Origin of the sequence: Streptomyces aurantiacus (assembly GCF_027107535.1) — a bacterium.
Lineage (GTDB): Bacteria > Actinomycetota > Actinomycetes > Streptomycetales > Streptomycetaceae > Streptomyces.
This window is the reverse complement of the sequence record NZ_CP114283.1, coordinates 6417073-6434105: the sequence shown is the minus strand read 5'-3', so window position 1 is coordinate 6434105 and position 17033 is coordinate 6417073. Positions and strand designations below refer to the sequence as shown.

General features: G+C 71.0%; 11 protein-coding genes. 8 read left to right on the top strand and 3 right to left on the bottom strand.

The window, feature by feature from the left end:
• Positions 1–6: 6 nt before the first annotated feature.
• Positions 7–1359, bottom strand: coding sequence for an amidase (locus tag O1Q96_RS30825; protein ID WP_269251279.1), 1353 nt, complete (start codon positions 1357–1359; stop codon positions 7–9).
• Between the two features lie 257 nt (positions 1360–1616).
• Between O1Q96_RS30825 and O1Q96_RS30820 the strand changes: the two genes are divergently transcribed.
• Together O1Q96_RS30820 and O1Q96_RS30815 are read left to right on the top strand one after the other, a co-directional pair.
• Positions 1617–3485, top strand: coding sequence for a family 20 glycosylhydrolase (locus O1Q96_RS30820; RefSeq protein ID WP_269251278.1), 1869 nt, complete (start codon positions 1617–1619; stop codon positions 3483–3485).
• A 43-nt stretch (positions 3486–3528) separates the two neighbouring features.
• Positions 3529–5097: an alpha-L-fucosidase gene (locus O1Q96_RS30815; protein WP_269251277.1), complete on the top strand. Its 1569-nt coding sequence runs from the start codon at positions 3529–3531 to the stop codon at positions 5095–5097.
• Positions 5098–5227: 130 nt separating this feature from the next.
• On the opposite strand, the gene O1Q96_RS30810 is transcribed toward O1Q96_RS30815, so the two are convergent.
• The gene (locus tag O1Q96_RS30810) at positions 5228–6271 is read right to left on the bottom strand and encodes a LacI family DNA-binding transcriptional regulator (protein WP_269251276.1); all 1044 of its coding nucleotides are present in this window, start codon (positions 6269–6271) and stop codon (positions 5228–5230) included.
• Between the two features lie 244 nt (positions 6272–6515).
• On the opposite strand from O1Q96_RS30810, the gene O1Q96_RS30805 reads away from it, so the two are divergent.
• The 6 genes from O1Q96_RS30805 (at position 6516) to O1Q96_RS30780 (ending at position 16112) form a co-directional block, all read left to right on the top strand.
• Entirely contained in the window at positions 6516–7799 is a 1284-nt protein-coding gene (locus O1Q96_RS30805; protein WP_269253784.1) for an ABC transporter substrate-binding protein, read from the top strand.
• Between the two features lie 5 nt (positions 7800–7804).
• Positions 7805–8746, top strand: a complete 942-nt coding sequence (locus tag O1Q96_RS30800; protein WP_269251275.1) for a carbohydrate ABC transporter permease — start codon at positions 7805–7807, stop codon at positions 8744–8746.
• Positions 8743–9651, top strand: a complete 909-nt coding sequence (locus tag O1Q96_RS30795; RefSeq protein WP_269251274.1) for a carbohydrate ABC transporter permease — start codon at positions 8743–8745, stop codon at positions 9649–9651. Before O1Q96_RS30800 ends, O1Q96_RS30795 begins: the two co-directional genes overlap by 4 nt.
• A 76-nt stretch (positions 9652–9727) precedes the next feature.
• Positions 9728–10957, top strand: a complete 1230-nt coding sequence (locus O1Q96_RS30790; protein ID WP_269251273.1) for a glycoside hydrolase 5 family protein — start codon at positions 9728–9730, stop codon at positions 10955–10957.
• Positions 10958–10992: 35 nt separating this feature from the next.
• A complete protein-coding gene (locus O1Q96_RS30785; protein ID WP_269251272.1) occupies positions 10993–13011 on the top strand; it encodes an endo-beta-N-acetylglucosaminidase in 2019 nt (672 codons plus the stop codon).
• 83 nt (positions 13012–13094) lie between these two features.
• Complete coding sequence (locus tag O1Q96_RS30780; protein WP_269251271.1) at positions 13095–16112, top strand: alpha-mannosidase; 3018 nt, start codon at positions 13095–13097, stop codon at positions 16110–16112.
• A gap of 103 nt (positions 16113–16215) precedes the next feature.
• Here O1Q96_RS30780 and O1Q96_RS30775 read toward each other — a convergent pair whose 3' ends face one another.
• A complete protein-coding gene (locus O1Q96_RS30775) occupies positions 16216–16938 on the bottom strand; it encodes a FadR/GntR family transcriptional regulator (RefSeq protein ID WP_269251270.1) in 723 nt (240 codons plus the stop codon).
• Positions 16939–17033 lie beyond the last annotated feature (95 nt).

Below are 17033 nucleotides of genomic sequence, written 5' to 3'. Positions count from 1 at the left end.
GGACGTCTATCGCGCGGCACCGATCGGCGCTGTCCGCGTCCAGGGCCGCAGCTCCTCCAGCTGCCCCGCCAGTTCCAGCAGCACCGCCTCGGAACCGGGCCGTCCCACCAGCTGAACGGCGCACGGCGCCCCGGACGGCAGCACCCCGAACGGCACCGACATCGCCGGCCATCCCGTCAGATTCCACGGCGGCGTCAACGGCGAGTAGTTCGTGTTGGCCAGCACGTTCCGCAGCCACCCCCGCTTGTGCCACTCCGCAGCGGCCGGCCCCCGCCGGGCCAGCGCAGGAGTGAGCAGTACGTCGTGCGCGGCGAAGAAGGGTGTGAGCCTCTCCCGCAACTGCTGCCGGCGCACACCGGTCCGTACCGAGTCGATGAACCGCCGTCCCATGCTCGCGTGCACCCGGGTCCGCCGGGCGAGCCGCCGCGGATCGAGTCCCTCCGCGTCCACCGCCGTCCCCGCGGTCCAGTGTGCGAGCGAGGTGGTCCCCAGCCACACCGGATACGGCGGATCCGCCCGCCGGACCCGATGTCCCGCCGTCGCCAGCAACTCGCCCGCCGCACGGGCCGCGTCGGCGTAGGGCCGGCTGACGGTAACCCCCACCAGCGGGCTCCGCACGGAGAGGGCGACCGTCCGGGTGACGGGCTCCCCGGGCCCGGCGGCCTCCGTCGCGGACAGGACCGAGAGCATCAGCCGCGCGTCCTCGACCGTCGTCGCCAGCGGCCCGTTCTCGGACATCCCGAACCAGTCGCCGTGGCCGATCCCCGCCGGGACGACGCCGTGTCCGGGCTTCAGCCCGACCAGGCCGCAGTTGGCGGCGGGTATGCGCAGCGAGCCCATGCCGTCGTTGCCGAGCGCGATGGGCACCATGCCTGCGGCGACCGCGGCCGCGCTGCCGCCGGAGGAGCCGCCGGCCGTGCGCGTCGTGTCCCACGGATTGCGGGCCGTGCCGTGCACGCCCTCCGTGGTGCCGAAGACGCACAGCTCGGGGACGTTCGTCAGGCCGATCACGACGGCGCCCGCCGCGCGCAGTCTGGCCACCGTGACGTGGTCCTCGTCCGCCGGGGTGTCCGGGCTCGCCGCGCTGCCGTTACGGGTGGACTCGCCGCGTACGCCCAGGTTGTCCTTCACGGCCACCGGCACGCCCGCGAGAGGCAGTTCGGCCAGGTCCGCCCGCTCCGCCACCTCGTCCGCCTCGGTGAGCGCGGCCGCCGTGCGCAGGTGACGGAAGGCTCCCACGCGGGCGTCGAGCAGCTCGATCCGGGCGAGGTGCTCGGCCACCACCTCGCGAGGGGTGACCCGCTTCTCGCGTACTGCGGCAGCGATCTCTGCGGCGGTCCGGGCGGCCCAGCTGGTCACGGCGACTCCTCGGGGGGACGTGGGCTTACTGGTGAGTTCGAGGAGCACTGTGCCCCGGCACGGACCGTCCAGTCGAGAGCCGCCGTGCTTGGACAGTCGCTGCGCTCCTCTTGGACTTTTGACGCCGGGACTGTCCGGCCGCACGCACGGAGTGGCAGGTCATCCGACCACTGGCTCAACTTGGCCGACTTCGCACCCCATTGACAGCCCTCGAAGCCGGCCCAATCATCACACCTCCGATGAATGGGAGGGTGCCCGTGAGTACGGAAGCCAAGCGTGCGTATCCAGGACGGTCCCGGCTGGTCGGCGTCGTGGCGGTGCTCCTGTTGCTCGCGGCACCGGTCCCCGTGGCGGGGGCGGCCGAGGCGGCGAACGCCACGCCCCCGGTCACCGTCCCCGCCCTGTCCGACTGGACGCCGGGATCCGGCCAGTACGTCTACGGACGCGGCACCCGCCTCGTCGCGGACGGCAGGGCGGAGCGCCGCGTCGCGGCCACCCTCGCGGGCGATCTGCGGGCGGCGGGACACGGCACCGTTCCGGTCGTGAGCAGGGGAGCGCGCACGGGCGACATCGTTGTCGATCTCACGCCGGCCAGGACCGAGCTGGGGAAGGAGGGGTACGAACTCCGCGCGGGCGAGCGCCTGTCGGTGACGGGCGCGACCGAGACCGGCGCCTTCTACGGCACCCGCACCGTCCTTCAGCTCCTCGCGCAGGGAGACCGGCTGCCCGCGGGGCACACCGTCGACGTGCCCCGGTACGAGGAGCGGGGAGTCGGCGTCTGCGCCTGCTACGTCCACATCACCCCGGCCTGGCTGGAGAACCTCGTACGCGACATGGCGTACCACAAACTCAACCAGCTGCTGCTCGAACTGAAGGTGAAGAGCGGCGCGCACCCCGAGGCCAACACCTGGGGCTACTACACCAAGGACGAGATACGCCGTCTCGTCGCCCTCGGCGAGAAGTACCACGTCACGATCATCCCGGAGATCAACTCCCCGGGGCACATGGACCCCTGGATCGAGAACCGGCCGGACCTCCAGCTCGCCGACTCCGACGGCGACAAGCAGCCGTCCCGGCTCGACATCACGCGCCCGGAGGCCTTCGCCTACTACACGAGCCTGATGGACGAGTACGCGGAGGTCTTCACGGCCGACGCGTGGCACATGGGCGCCGACGAGTACATGCTCGGCTCCGACTTCGCCAAGTACCCGCAGGTGCTGGAGTACGCCCGGGCGAAGTACGGCGCGGACGCCACCCCGCAGGACGCGTTCATCGACTTCGTCAACCGTGTCCACGCCCACGCCGCGGCCATGGGCAAGAAGCTGCGCATCTGGAACGACGGTCTCACCGGCGCCAACACCGTGCCCGTCACGGCCGGGACGACGGTCGAGCACTGGCTGGACGTGGCGACCAAACCGAGCCAACTCCGGTCGCAGGGCTATCCGTTGATGAACGCCGCCTACGCCCTGTACCTCGTCCGCGGCGGCTTCCACTCGGACACCGAGGGCCTGTACGACCAGAGTTGGGACCCACGCAGCTTCGAGGGCGAGAAGCTCGCCTCACGCGCAGGCATCACCGGCGCGAAGATCAGCCTGTGGCCAGACAACGGCCGCGGCGAGACCGAGAACGAGGTGGCGCAGGACACCGACCCGGCGCTGCGTCATATCGCGCAGGCCACCTGGGGCAGCCCTCGTCCGGACGCCACCTACGCCCGGTTCACCGCTCGCGCGGCGGCCGTGGGCCACGCCCCCGGATGGCGCGACCTCACCCGCGTGCCGGTCGCGGACGGGACGTACACCTTCCGTGCGGGTGCCGCGGCCTTCACGGCCGAGACCCGGCGCACCCCGGACGGCTACGTGACCCTGAAGACCGCGGACGGCTGCCTCGAAGTACGGGGCGGGAAGCTCACGCTCAACGTGCCGCTCCAGCCCGGGACCGAGGTGTCCCGGCATGCCTGTGACGCCGCGAACACCCTGCAGCGCTGGCAGTTGACGCCTGTGGCGGGCGGCCACCGGCTCGTCAACGCGATCACGCAGATGGCCGTGCACGTGAGCGACGACGGCCGGCTCGTGCAGTACCCGCCGGACCAGCGGCGTCCCGCCGTATGGCATTTGGCCGCCGGATGACCCGCCGGCCCGGCTGACCCCCAGACCTGAGGAGCCCACCCGCATGGCAGTCTCCAGACGTCTCTTCGTCACGGCAGCCGCCGCTCTCGTCGCGTCCAGCGGTACGTCCCTGGCGCTCGCGTCCTCCGCCTCCGCCGCTGCCCCCGTCGGCTCCGCCGCTGCCGACGAGCCGTGGTACCGGATTCCCGTCAGCCCCGACGACACCCCGGAGGAACTGGTCCGCAAGGCGTCCCAGGTCCGGCCCACGGAACGGCAGATCGCCTGGCAGGCACTCGAGCGCACCGCCTTCCTGCACTTCGGCGTGAACACCTTCACCGGTCTCGAATGGGGGACCGGCGACGAGGATCCCGACGTCTTCCAGCCGGCCGGCCTCGACACCGACCAGTGGGCCCGCGCCCTGCGCGACGGCGGATTCGAACTCGCCATCCTCACCGTCAAGCACCACGACGGGTTCGTGCTCTATCCCTCCCGCTACTCCGACCACACGGTGGCGTCGAGCAGTTGGCGCGACGGGCAGGGTGACGTCCTGCGCTCGTTCGCCGACTCGATGCGCCGCCACGGCATCAAGGTCGGGGTCTACGTCTCGCCGGCCGACGAGAACCAGTACCTGCACGGCGTGTACGCCAACGGCAGCGCCCGCTCCGAGCACGCGATCCCGACACCGGTGGACGGCGACCACCGTACGGGTGGCCCCGCGTTCACGCTTGCGGCCACCGACTACGGCGCCCACATGCTCAACCAGCTCTACGAGGTGCTCACCGAGTACGGGCCGGTCGACGAGGTGTGGTTCGACGGTGCGCAGGGCCGTATCCCGCCGGACAAGGTCGAGAAGTACGACTGGGACAGCTGGTACACGCTGATCCGGACCCTCGCGCCGGACGCCACGGTCGCCGTGTCCGGGCCCGACGTGCGCTGGGTCGGCAACGAGGGCGGGCTGGCCCGTGAGAACGAGTGGAGCGTCGTACCCGTACAGGACAAGGACAACGGGCGCACGGACTTCGCGCTCTCCTACGACGCGCCCGACATGGGCGGCCGGAACGCCCTGGTGGCCGCGCAGCCCGTGGCCGATCACCTGCAGTGGTGGCCGGCCGAGGCGGACGTGTCCATCCGGGACGGCTGGTTCTACCACGCCGACCAACAGCCCAAGTCCGTGCAGCAGTTGACGGACATCTACTTCGGGTCGGTGGGCCGCAACGCGGTACTGCTGCTGAACGTCCCGCCGGACCGGGAAGGGCGTCTGCCGGCCGCCGACGTCACCCGCCTGCGGGAGTTCCGCGAACGGATCGACCGGGAGCTGCCCGAGGACCTGGCACGCGGAGCCCGGGTGAAGGCTTCACCGGGCACGGTCACGGTCGACCTGGGCCGGGCCCGAGAGGTCGACCGGATCCGCCTCGGCGAGGACATCCGGCACGGCCAGCAGGTGGAGGGCTTCGTCGTCGAGGCCCATCTCGCCGGCGCCTGGACGCGGGTGACCGAGGCCGGCACGATCGGCGCCGGCCGCATCCTGCTGCTGGCGGCTCCCGTACGGGCGCGACGGTGGCGAGTAAGGGTGACGCACTCGCGCCGAAGGGCTCACCTCGCCCGGTTCGAGCTGTACCGCTCGCGCCTCTGACAGCGCCCCGTACGGGGCGCGGGGAACAGCGCGACCAGCCACGACCGACCCGCAGACGCATCACAGCCCCGCTCCCCGACCGACAGGGGGTGGCCGTCGCACAGCGACGTCCGCCCCCACCCCCTCCCCTTCAAGCCCCGCAGGGCCCCGTGCTCTCCCGTTCGATCAGCCGAGGCACCGGCACCTGCACGGTCCGCGCCGGGCCGCCGTCCAGCAGCGAGGTCAACTCCTGCGCCGCGGTCCGGCCGAACTCCACCGTGTCGCGGGACAGCGCCGACAACCACGGCTTGACCATGCGGCACAGCGCCGAGTCCTCCCAGGCGACGACCGACACGTCGCCCGGTACCGAGAAGCCCAGTTCCGTCGCGGCGGCGACACCGGCGACAGCCATCACGTCGTTGTCGTAGACCAGCGCGGTCGGTGGCGAAGTGCCCTCCAGGACACGGCGCGTGACCGCGGCACCCTCGGCGTCCGAGTAGTCCGTCGTCACCGAGCGCACCTGCGAGAGCCCGCGCCGCTCGGCCTCGGCGCGCAGCGTACGGATCCGCCGCTCGGTGTGCGCGAGGCCGGGCAGCCCCGCGATGTGCACGATCCGGCGGTGTCCCAGCGCGTGCAGCCGCCCCACGACGGACGCCATGGCTGCCGCGTCGTCGGCCCAGACCGTGGACAGTCCGGGATGCCGGGCGTCCGGTGCCCCGCCGATGACCACCGCGGGCAGTCCCAGCTCGTCGAGCAGGCCGGGGCGCGGGTCGTCCGTGCGGGGGTCCACGGCCATCACTCCGTCCACCCGGTGCTCGGCCCACCAGCGCCGGTACACGGCGCACTCGTCGTCGACGTCCTCGACCACCTGGAAGAGCAGACCGAGATGGCGCTCCGCCAGGACCTCCTGGATGCCCGAGATGAGCTGCAGGAAGAACGAGTCCACGCCGAGGGTGTCCGCGGGCCGGGCCACGACGAGACCGACCGTCGCGGCGCCCTCGCCGGACAGCTGGCGTGCCGCGGTGCTGGGCCGCCAGCCCAGTTGCTCGGCGACCCGGCGCACCCGGTCCCGGGTGATCTCGGAGACCCCGGGCCGGTCGTTGAGCGCGAACGAGACGGCGCTCTCGGAGACCCCGGCGCGCCGCGCGATGTCCTTCATCGTCGGCCGTCGCGCGGGAGACCGCTTGGCTGGCAACCCGACCCCATTCCCCATGAAGACCTACCCAATGGAGCTCAACACTAATGCGCTTGAGCTGAACCACTCTAAAGCGCATTAGTGATCCGTCGCAAGAGGCGGACAGTAGGCTTCTGAGCAGGCATTATGTCGAGCTAATGAATTTAGCGCGGCGGAATCCATTGACTTCCCCGCCGGTATGGATGCAGGGTCTGCCCGTCACCTCCGACCCACACCGTCGCAAAGGAGCCCGGTCACCGTGCGCATGCCTCGCAGAGCACTCGCCGCCGCTGTCGTAGCCCTGGTCCTGCCGCTCAGTGCCTGCGGTTTTGGGGGTGACGACAGCGGTTCCACGGACGCCTCCGGCAAGGTCGAGGGCGACATCACCTTCCAGACCTGGAACCTGAGGGCCAACTTCAAGCCGTACTTCGAGGGCCTGGTCGCCGACTTCGAGAAGAAATACCCCGGCACCCATGTGAAATGGGTCGACCAGCCCGCCGAGGGCTACGCCGACAAGATCAGCGCGGACGCGGCCGGCGGCACCCTGCCCGACGTCGTGAACGTCTCACCGGACCTCGTCGCCCCGCTCGCCAAGGCAGGTCTCGCCCTGGACCTCGACAAGGCCGCCGCCAAGTACAAGAAGGAGTACCTGCCGGGGGCCTGGGCGAGCCACGAGATACCGGGCATGGAGGGCACGTACGCCTTCCCCTGGTACCTGAACACCGGCCCGCTCTTCTACAACAAGTCCCTGTTCGAGGAGGCCGGCCTGGACGCCTCGAAGCCTCCGAAGACGTACGACGAACTGTTCGACGACGCCCTGGAGCTGGCGGACAAGAGCGACGGCAAGGTCGCCACCCTCGCGAACGTGCCCACCATCGAGGACTTCGGCCGCTACGGCGTCGAGCTGATGAACAAGGAGGGCACCGCCTTCGCGTTCAACGACGCCAAGGGGGTCGAACTCCTCACCAGGTACAAGGAGTTGTACGACGCCAAGGCGCTCGACTCGCAGGCGCTGACCGCGACCCCCGAGTCGTCCGGCAAGAAGTTCCTGACCGGGGCCGTCGCCATGAACCCGGGCAGCGCCCTGGACCTCGGCAACTTCAAGAAGCAGGCGCCGAACCTCTACAAGAACATCGGCATCACCGACCAGATCACCAGCACGGGCAAGGTCAACATGTACGTCATGGGCGTCATGGTGAACGCCCGGACCAAGCAGGCGCCCGCTGCGGTCGCCTTCGCGCACTTCGTCACCGACGCCCAGAACCAGATGACGTTCGCCAAGAAGGTCGCGATCTTCCCGAGCACCGCCGGCTCGCTCGACGACCCGTACTTCACCAAGGAGGACGGCACGGACGAGACCCGCGTCCGCGTCGCCGCCGCCAAGTCCCTGAAGAACGCGGTCAACTACACGCCGGTGCTGTTCAGCGAGCAGATGAAGACCGAGCTGCGCAACTCCGTCGCCAAGGCGCTGCAGGGCAAGGTGAGCCCGAAGGAAGCGCTCGACAACGCTGTCAAGGCGTGCGACCGGCTGCTCCAGCAGCAGGGCTGACCGACATGGCGAGTTCTTCCAGCACCGCAACCTCCAAGAGCGCTTCCTCCGGCATCACATCGGCCGGCGCCGCGCGGGTGCGGCGCCAACTGCCCACCAGTCCCTGGCTGTTCGCCGCTCCGGGCCTGCTGGTCGTGGGCATCTTCATCCTGTACCCCTTCGTCTCGACGCTGGTCAACGCCTTCACCGACCGCCGGACGCTGGTCCCCGGCGAGTTCGTGGGCCTGGCCAACTTCCGGGAGCTGCTGCACGACGAGATGTTCTGGATCGGCCTGCGCAACAGCACGCTGTACGTCCTCGGGGTCGTCCCCGCGCTCGTCCTGCTGCCCCTGCTGCTCGCCCTCCTGGTCCAGAAGAACATCCCCGGCATCGCCTTCTTCCGGTCGGCGTTCTACACCCCGGTCGTCGCCTCCATCGTCGTGGTGGGCCTCATCTGGGTGTGGCTGCTGGACGAACGCGGCCTGGTGAACTCGCTGCTGGAGACGGTCGGCGTCGGCAGGGTCGGCTTCCTGAGCGACCAGTGGCTGCTCCTGCTGAGCGCCATGACCGTCACGGTCTGGAAGGGCCTCGGCTACTACATGATCATCTATCTGGCCGCGCTCGCCAACGTGCCGCGTGAGCTGCACGAGGCCGCGTCGGTGGACGGGGCGGGCGCGGTCCGCCGCTTCCTCACCGTCACCGTGCCCGCCGTCCGCTCCACGATGGTGCTGGTCGGCGCACTGTCCTCGGTCGCCGCCTTCAAGGTGTTCTCCGAGGTGTACCTGATGGCGGGACCGGACGGCGGCCCCGCGGGCGAGGACACCACGCTCGTGATGCTCGTCCAGCGCACCGGCACGGGGCTGACCGGCCGGGTCGGCTACGCCTCCGCCATCTCCGTCGTCGTCTTCGTCGTCACCGTCGCGCTGATGCTGCTCGTGCTGCGTGCCGACCGGAAGGAGGACGCGTGAGCGTCGCCGAGAAGGTCAGCGAGGCGCCCGCCGCCGCGGCGGAGTCCCGCCCGCCGCGTGTCACCGACGAGCACGGGCGCCGCGTGAGGGTGTGGGAACTCACCCTGCGCTACCTGCTGTTGCTCGCCGTCCTGGCACTGACCGTCGGGCCGTTCCTGTGGCAGCTCTCCACCTCCCTGAAGGGGCCCACCGAGGACATCTTCAGCTCTCCGCCCAGGTTCCTGCCCGGCGATCCGACCCTGCACAACTACGAACGGGTCGCCGAGACCATCCCCGTCTGGGACTACGCCCTCAACTCGCTGAAGGTCGCCACCGCCAACGTCGTGACGAACTGCGTCGGTGCGGCGCTCGCGGGTTACGCGCTGGCCCGGCTGCGTTACCGCGGGCGCAAGGTGACGACTCTCGTGTTCATCCTCGCGATGCTCGTGCCCGTGGAGGGCATCATCATCGCCCAGTTCACGACGATGCGTGAGCTCGGCCTGAACAACACCCTCATCGGGGTCGTCCTGCCCGGCTGCATCGGCGCGATGAACGTCCTGCTGATGCGCAACGCGTTCCTCAACCTCCCCTACGAGATCGAGGAAGCGGCGTTCGTCGACGGGGCGAACACCTGGCAGCGGTTTCTGCGGATCGCCCTGCCGTCGGTGAAGGGCACCCTCGCCGTCGTGGCGATCTTCGCCTTCATGGGCGCCTGGGACGACTTCCTGTGGCCGCTCATCGTGCTCAGCGATCCGGACAAGTTCACCCTGACCATCGGCCTCAACTACCTGCACGGCACCTTCGCCAACGACGAACGGCTCGTCGCCGCGGGCACGATCATCGCGGTGGCGCCGCTGATCGCCCTCTTCGCCTGCCTCCAGCGGTACTTCTTCCGCGGCGTCGGCGAAGGCGCGGTCAAGGGCTGAGCCCGCCGGCGCCCCGGGCCACCCGCCCGCACGAGCCCCACGCCCCCACGTACGCACCCCAGAACCAGGACTCCGCATGCCTTCTGCCGTGCGCTTCGGCGTCAACTACACCCCGAGCGAGGGATGGTTCCACCACTGGCTCGACTTCGACCTCGACTCCGTGCGTGCCGACCTCGACTCCATCGCCGCACTCGGCCTGGACCACGTCCGCGTCTTCCCGATCTGGCCCTACTTCCAGCCGAACCGTTCGCTGATCCGCCCGCGCGCCGTGGAACAGCTCGTCGCCCTCGCCGACGCGGCCGCCGAACGCGGCCTCGACGTCAACGTCGACGGTCTGCAGGGCCACCTGTCGAGCTTCGACTTCCTGCCCGCGTGGACCCAGACCTGGCACCGGCGGAACCTCTTCACCGACCCCGAGGTCGTCGAAGGGCAGGCCGAGTACCTGCGGACCCTCGCCGCCGCCCTCGCCGACCGGCCCAACTTCATCGGCATGACCGTGGGCAACGAGGTCAACCAGTTCTCGGCGGGCCCCCACCCGGACCCCGACCGGGCGGAACCCCGCCTTGTCGACGCCTGGCTGGAGCGGATGCTCACGGCGTGCGAGAAGGGCGCACCCGGCAAGCTGCATCTGCACGCGGAGTACGACGCGGCCTGGTACCAGGACGACATGCCGTTCACCCCCGCCCAGGCAGCCCGGCGCGGCGCCGTCACCGCCGTGCACTCCTGGGTCTTCAACGGCACGGCCCAGCGGCACGGACGCACCGGTGTCGCGACCGAACACCACGCCGCCTACCTGATCGAACTCAGCAAGGCCTGGGCCGACGACCCCTCGCGCCCGGTCTGGCTCCAGGAGGTCGGCGCCCCGGCCCCACTGGTCCCCGCCGAACACGCCGCCGCCTTCACCGCGGCGACCGTCGCGAACGCCCTCGACTGCACCGACCTGTGGGGCATCACCTGGTGGTGCTCCCACGACGTGTCCCGCGACCTCGCGGACTTCCCCGAACTCGAATACGGACTCGGCCTGTTGACCAACGCGCGCCGGCCCAAGGACAGCGCGCGGGAACTGGCCCGCGCGGCCCGCGAGCACACGTACGCCCCGAAGCCCCGCACCACGGCCCTCGTCGTACCCGACGACCCCGCCACCCGCTCGCTCTGCGCGCCGGGCGGCCCGGTCTTCGAGGCGTTCTTCCGCCTCACCGCCGACGGCGCCCGCCCGGCCACCGTGCTCGCGTCCCGTGCCGGTGACGAGGGGCACCTCGCCGCCCGGGGCATCACCGAAGTCGTCACTCCCGACCAGGTTCCGTAACGCCCACAAGAACTCCCACAAGGAGGCACTTGCCCGTGAACCCCACCAGACGCACCGTCCTGCTGGCCGCCGGCACCGGGGCGACGGCCGCCCTGCTCCCGGCGTCCCCCGCCACCGCCGTGCCGAAGGCCGCCGGGGCACTCCAGCCCTACGCCAACTACTGGTACCCGGACTCGCTGCCCTCGGGTGCACCGGGCGCGGGCATCACCTGGCGCAGCCTGAAGGCGTGGCGCGCCGCCGACGACACCGACCTGGCGTTCAACGCCGCGTCCGTGCCGCTCGCCGCGCGGTTCACCCCGACGCCGGCGAACACGACGGCCCGCGGCGGCCAGGCCCGTATCCAGTCGCTGGTCTCCTTCGGCCCCACCGCGAGCAACCCCTCGCAGGGCTCGGCCACCGCCGACGTCTACGCGCTCACCCACTGGAGTTACGTCGACGAGCTGGTCTTCTGGGGCGGCTCCTCGGGCGAGGGCCTGATCCTCGCCCCGAACGCGCCGGTCGTGGACGCCGCCCACCGGCACGGCGTGCCCGTCCTCGGCAACGTGTTCCTGCCACCCGTCGCGTACGGCGGACAGCTGCGGTGGACCCGCGACCTGGTGCAGAAGGACGCGGCAGGGCACTACCCCCTGGCCGCCCAACTCGTCGCGGTCGCCGAGGCGTACGGCTTCGACGGCTGGTTCGTCAACGCCGAGACCGGCGGCGGGAACGCGGCGCTCGCGACCGACATGCTCGGCTTCCTCACCGAACTCAAGGCGCTCGGCAGGGCCAAGGGGCAGCGGGTCACCTGGTACGACTCCATGACCGTGAACGGCTCGGTGAGCTGGCAGGGCGCCCTCAACAACCAGAACAAGGTGTTCTTCCAGGCCGCCGACTCGATGTTCGTGGACTTCCGCTGGTCGCCCGGCAGCCTGGCGTCCTCGGGCTCGACGGCGCAGCAACTCGGCCGCAGCCGCTACGAGTTGTGGGCAGGCGTCGACGTCGAGTCCAACGGCTGGAACTCCGCCGTCAACTGGAACGCCATGGTGCCGAGCGGCTCGGCGCACGTCGTGTCGCTCGGCTTCTACCGGCCCGAGTGGACCCGCAACCACCTGCCCGCCGGACACACTCCCGGCGACTTCCACGCCGCCGACGACCGCTTCTGGACCGGGCGCTCGCTCGATCCTGCGAAGCCCGACGCCACCGACACCTGGCGGGCCCCCGCCGTGTCCGTCGCCGACCGTTCCACGGTGACCTCCGTCCCGTTCGCGAGCGTCTTCAACACCGGGCACGGGCTGTACTGGTACGAGGACGGCGAGGTCACGTCGACCACCCCGTGGAACCACCTCGGCCTCCAGGACCAGCTGCCGTCCCGGCGATGGGTCGTGCGCACGATGGGCCGACGACCCGCCGTCACCTTCGACTTCGCGGACGCGTGGCGCGGCGGCAGCAGCGTCCTGGTCGACGGGACCCTCGACGCGCCCGCCACCCTGGACCTGTACGCGACCAGGCTCCCGATCGGCGAGGACACGGTGGTGGAGCTGACCCACCGGGCCGACTCGGGGGACGTGGCGGCAGAGCTGGCCGTGGCCACCGCCGAACCGGCGGGACCGGGACAGCCGTACGCCTACACCTACTTCCCGGTCGCCGTCGGTGACCGCTGGGGGACCTCGACGGTACGGCTGACCGGGCTGCCGGCGGGCGGCACGGTGCACTCCCTCGGCGTCCGGCTCACCGGCGCCGGCGGTGCCGTGAAGTGGCGGCTCGGCGGACTGGCCGTACACGACCAGGCGGCGCAGAGCCCGGCCGCCCCCGTCGACCTGCGCATCACCGGCGCCTCGGGAGGCGACCTGCGCTTCGCGTGGCGTGCCGCATCCGGGGCAGGCGTACGCCACCACACCCTGCACCGGGTGCTGTCCGACGGCACACGGCGGTTCCTCGGTGGCACCGCCCAGCGGGCGTTCTTCGTCGCGGGCCTCGCGCCCGACGGCGACGAACAGGCGGCGCGGTTCGAACTCCGGGCCGTGGGGGAGCTTTACACCGCGTCCAAACCCGCGACCGTCACCCACACCTGGTGACCGCCGACCCGGGTGACCACCGAGAGCCGGTAGTCACCGACACCGAGTAACAACCCGCACAACGGAGTTACGGAGCACCCCGCATGCATGACGACCGCAGCCTGGTCGAAGCCCGCCTCAAGCGTGTTCTCGACGAGCGCATACGACCCGCCGTGTACCCCGAGTCCGTGCCGCTGGAAGTCGCGGTGTGGAACGCGCCCGGCGAGCCGGTGCCGGTCGCCGAAGGGCTGGCGGCCACGCCGTCTCCGGTGGCGGTCGGCGACAGGTGGGGTGCTCCCTGGGGGACGAGCTGGTTCCGTGTCGCGGGGACCGTGCCCGAGGAGTGGGCGGGCCGGACCGTCGAGGCGGTCCTCGACCTCGGCTTCGACGAGAACATGCCCGGCTTCCAGTGCGAGGGCCTCGTCTACCGGCCCGACGGGACTCCGGTCAAGGGGCTGAACCCGCGCAACCAGTGGGTGCGGATCGGCGCCCCCGTCGAGGGCGGCGAAGAGGTCCGGCTGCACATCGAGGCCGCCTCCAATCCCGTCATTCTCGACTACCACCCCTTCCTGCCCACGCAGTTGGGCGACAAGGAGACGGCGGGCAGCGAACCGCAGTACCGGCTGGCGCGCATGGACCTCGCCGTCCTCGACGAGACGGTGTGGCAGCTCGTCATCGACCTGGAGGTGCTCGGCGAGCTGATGGCCGAACTCCCGGTGGAGTCCGCCCGCAGGTGGGACATCCTGCGGGCGGTGGAGAAGGCGCTCGACGCCGTCGACCTGCAGGACGTGAACGGCACGGCCGCCGCGGCCCGTTCCCGCCTCGAAGAGGTGTTGTCGGCTCCCGCCGTGCCGTCCGCCCACCGCATCAGCGCCGTCGGCCACGCGCACATCGACTCGGCGTGGCTGTGGCCGCTGCGCGAGACCGTACGCAAGGTCGCCAGGACCACCTCCAACATGACCGCCCTCCTGGAGGACGAGCCGGACTTCGTCTTCGCCATGTCCCAGGCCCAGCAGTGGGCCTGGGTGAAGGAGCACCGGCCCGAGGTGTGGACCCGGGTGAAGAAGGCCGTGGCCGACGGACGGTTCGTGCCGTCGGGCGGCATGTGGGTGGAGTCGGACACCAACATGCCCGGCTCGGAGGCGATGGCCCGTCAGTTCGTGCACGGGAAGCGGTTCTTCATCGACGAGTTCGGCGTCGACAACGACGAGGCCTGGCTGCCCGACACCTTCGGCTTCGCGGCCGGACTGCCGCAGATCATCAAGGCGGCGGGCTCCAAGTGGCTGCTGACGCAGAAGATCTCGTGGTCGCAGACCAACAAGTTCCCGCACCACACCTTCCAGTGGGAGGGCATCGACGGCACGCGGATCTTCACGCACTTCCCGCCGGTGGACACCTACAACTGCTCCATGAAGGGCAGCGAGATCGCCCACGCGGCGAACAACTTCAAGGACAAGGGGGTCGCGAGGCACTCGCTCGCGCCCACCGGCTGGGGTGACGGCGGTGGCGGCACCACCCGCGAGATGGTCGCCAAGGCGGCCCGGCTCCGGGACCTCGAAGGCTCGGCGACCGTCGTCTGGGAGACCCCGGAGAAGTTCTTCGAGAAGGCGGAGGCCGAGTACCCGAACGCCCCCGTCTGGGTCGGCGAGCTGTATCTGGAACTGCACCGCGCCACCCTCACCAGCCAGGCCCGGACCAAGCAGGGCAACCGCCGCAGCGAGCACCTCCTGCGTGAGGCGGAACTGTGGGCGGCCACCGCGGCCGTGCACACCGGATCCGCCTACCCGTACGAGGAGTTGGACCGCCTCTGGAAGACGGTGCTGCTCCACCAGTTCCACGACATCCTGCCCGGCTCGTCCATCGCGTGGGTGCACCGTGAGGCCCGCAGGACGTACGAGAGGGTCGCCGAGGAGCTGAACGGCATCATCGAGGGGGCCCAGCGCGCGCTGGCCGGTGAGGGGACGACCGCCCTCGCCTTCAACTCGGCGCCGCACACCCGCGACGGAGTGCCCGCCGGCGGCGCACGGTCCCCGGCCGTCGGAGGCGAGTGCACGCTCGTGCCGCGCGCGGACGGTGGCTTCGTGCTCGACAACGGATGTCTGCGGATCGAGATCGACGCCCGCGGCCTCGTGGTCTCCGCCTTCGACCTCGCCGCCGACCGCGAGACCCTTGCGCCGGGCGAGGCCGCCAACCTGCTCCAGCTGCACCCTGACTTCCCGAACATGTGGGACGCCTGGGACGTCGACGAGTTCTACCGGAACACGGTCACCGACCTGGTCGACGCCGACGAGGTCGTCCCCGGTGACGACGGGGTCTCGGTCCGGGTCGTCCGGGCCTTCGGAGAGTCGAGGGTCACGCAGGTGCTGTCGCTCGCGCCGGGAGAGTGGCGGCTCGACATCGACACCGAGGTCGACTGGCACGAGACGGAGAAGTTCCTGAAGCTGGCGTTCCCGCTCGACGTGCACGCCGAGCGGTACGCGTCCGAGACGCAGTTCGGGCACTTCTTCCGGCCGACCCACACCAACACGTCGTGGGAGGCCGCCAAGTTCGAGGCCTGCAACCACCGGTTCGTCCACCTGGAGGAGCCCGGCTGGGGCGTCGCGGTCGTCAACGACTCGACGTACGGCCATGACGTGACGCGTGCCGTGCGCGACGACGGGGGCACGACCACCACGGTCCGTGTCTCGCTGCTGCGCGCCCCGCGCTTTCCCGACCCCGAGACCGACCAGGGCGTCCACCGGTTCCGGCACGCGCTGGTGCCCGGCGCCGGGATCGGTGACGCGGTGCGGGAGGGCTGGCGGATCAACCTGCCCGAGCGGAAGGTCGTCGGCGGTGCCTCGGAGGTGGCGCCCCTGGTGGCCGTCGCCCAGGACGCGGTCGTGATCACCGCGGTGAAGCTGGCCGACGACGGCAGCGGCGACGTGATCGTCCGCTTCCACGAGTCGCGTGGCGGGCGCAGCCGCGCCACGCTCACGGCGGGCTTCGAGGTCGAGGCCGTCACGGTGACGGACCTGCTGGAACGCCCCCTGGCCGGGGCCGCCGCGCCGGAGCGGTCCGGTGACCGGATCACGTTGAAGCTGCGCCCGTTCGAACTGGTGACGCTCAGGCTCAAGCGAGCCTGACCCTTTTCGGGGCGCAGCCCCGCGGGGGCGCGGGGAACCGCGCGACCGGCCCCCACCGGTCCGCAGGTGCCCCACCGGCCGCAGTCGGACCCGGTTCCGGCCCTCAGGGCTGGAGCTGGGTCCGAAGCCACTGCTCCACCTCGCCCACATGGGCAGCCGCGGCCGCCCGGGCGGCCTCCGGATCGCGGGCGACGAGCGCGCGGTGGATCGCCGCATGCTCCCGGCGGGTCCGCTCGAACGCACCCTCCTCCTGGTAGCCGCGCCAGACCCGGGCACGGAACGTGCGCGAGGAGAGGCCCTCCAGGATGGCCGCCATCGTGTCGTTGCCCGCGGCGGCGCCGATGGCGCGATGGAAGGCGAGGTCGTGGGAGAGGATCTCCTCCGGGTCGTCCGTCGCGTTCATGGCCGTCAAGTGCTTCTCCACCTCGGCCAGTTGGTCGGCGGTGATCCGTGCGGCCGCGAGTGCCGTCGCCGTCGACTCCAGGATGCGCCGCACTTCGAGGAGCTCGACGAGCCGTGGGCCCCGGGAGAGGTCCGCGACCACGCCGAACGTCTCCAGCAGATCGCCGGCCTCCAGCTGGGTGACGTAGATCCCGGAGCCGTGCCGGGCCTCCAGCACGCCCAGCACCGTGAGCGCCCGGATCGCCTCGCGCATGGAGCTGCGCGAGATGCCCAGCTGCGACGCCAGATCGCGCTCGGTCGGCAGTCGCGCGCCGGGCTCCAGACGGCCCTCGCCGATCATCGCCTTGATCTGGTCTATGGCGCGCTGCGTCACGGTCCCTTTCTGCGGGGCCGTCGTCGCGGCCCGGGCCGGGCTCTCGTCCACGCCATGTCCTCCTGTCGCCGGGTGCGCCGCAGTCTAACCACTCAGGTGGTCGGACCACTACGCACCAAAACAGCGAAAAAATGCGAGCGAGGGGT

What these genes read in the sequence shown, in the direction of transcription:
- O1Q96_RS30805 (WP_269253784.1), top strand. Translation starts at nt 6,516, where the DNA reads ATGCCTCGCAGAGCACTCGCCGCCGCTGTCGTAGCCCTGGTCCTGCCG.
- O1Q96_RS30815 (WP_269251277.1), top strand. Translation starts at nt 3,529, where the DNA reads ATGGCAGTCTCCAGACGTCTCTTCGTCACGGCAGCCGCCGCTCTCGTC.
- O1Q96_RS30780 (WP_269251271.1), top strand. Translation starts at nt 13,095, where the DNA reads ATGCATGACGACCGCAGCCTGGTCGAAGCCCGCCTCAAGCGTGTTCTC.
- O1Q96_RS30790 (WP_269251273.1), top strand. Translation starts at nt 9,728, where the DNA reads ATGCCTTCTGCCGTGCGCTTCGGCGTCAACTACACCCCGAGCGAGGGA.
- O1Q96_RS30800 (WP_269251275.1), top strand. Translation starts at nt 7,805, where the DNA reads ATGGCGAGTTCTTCCAGCACCGCAACCTCCAAGAGCGCTTCCTCCGGC.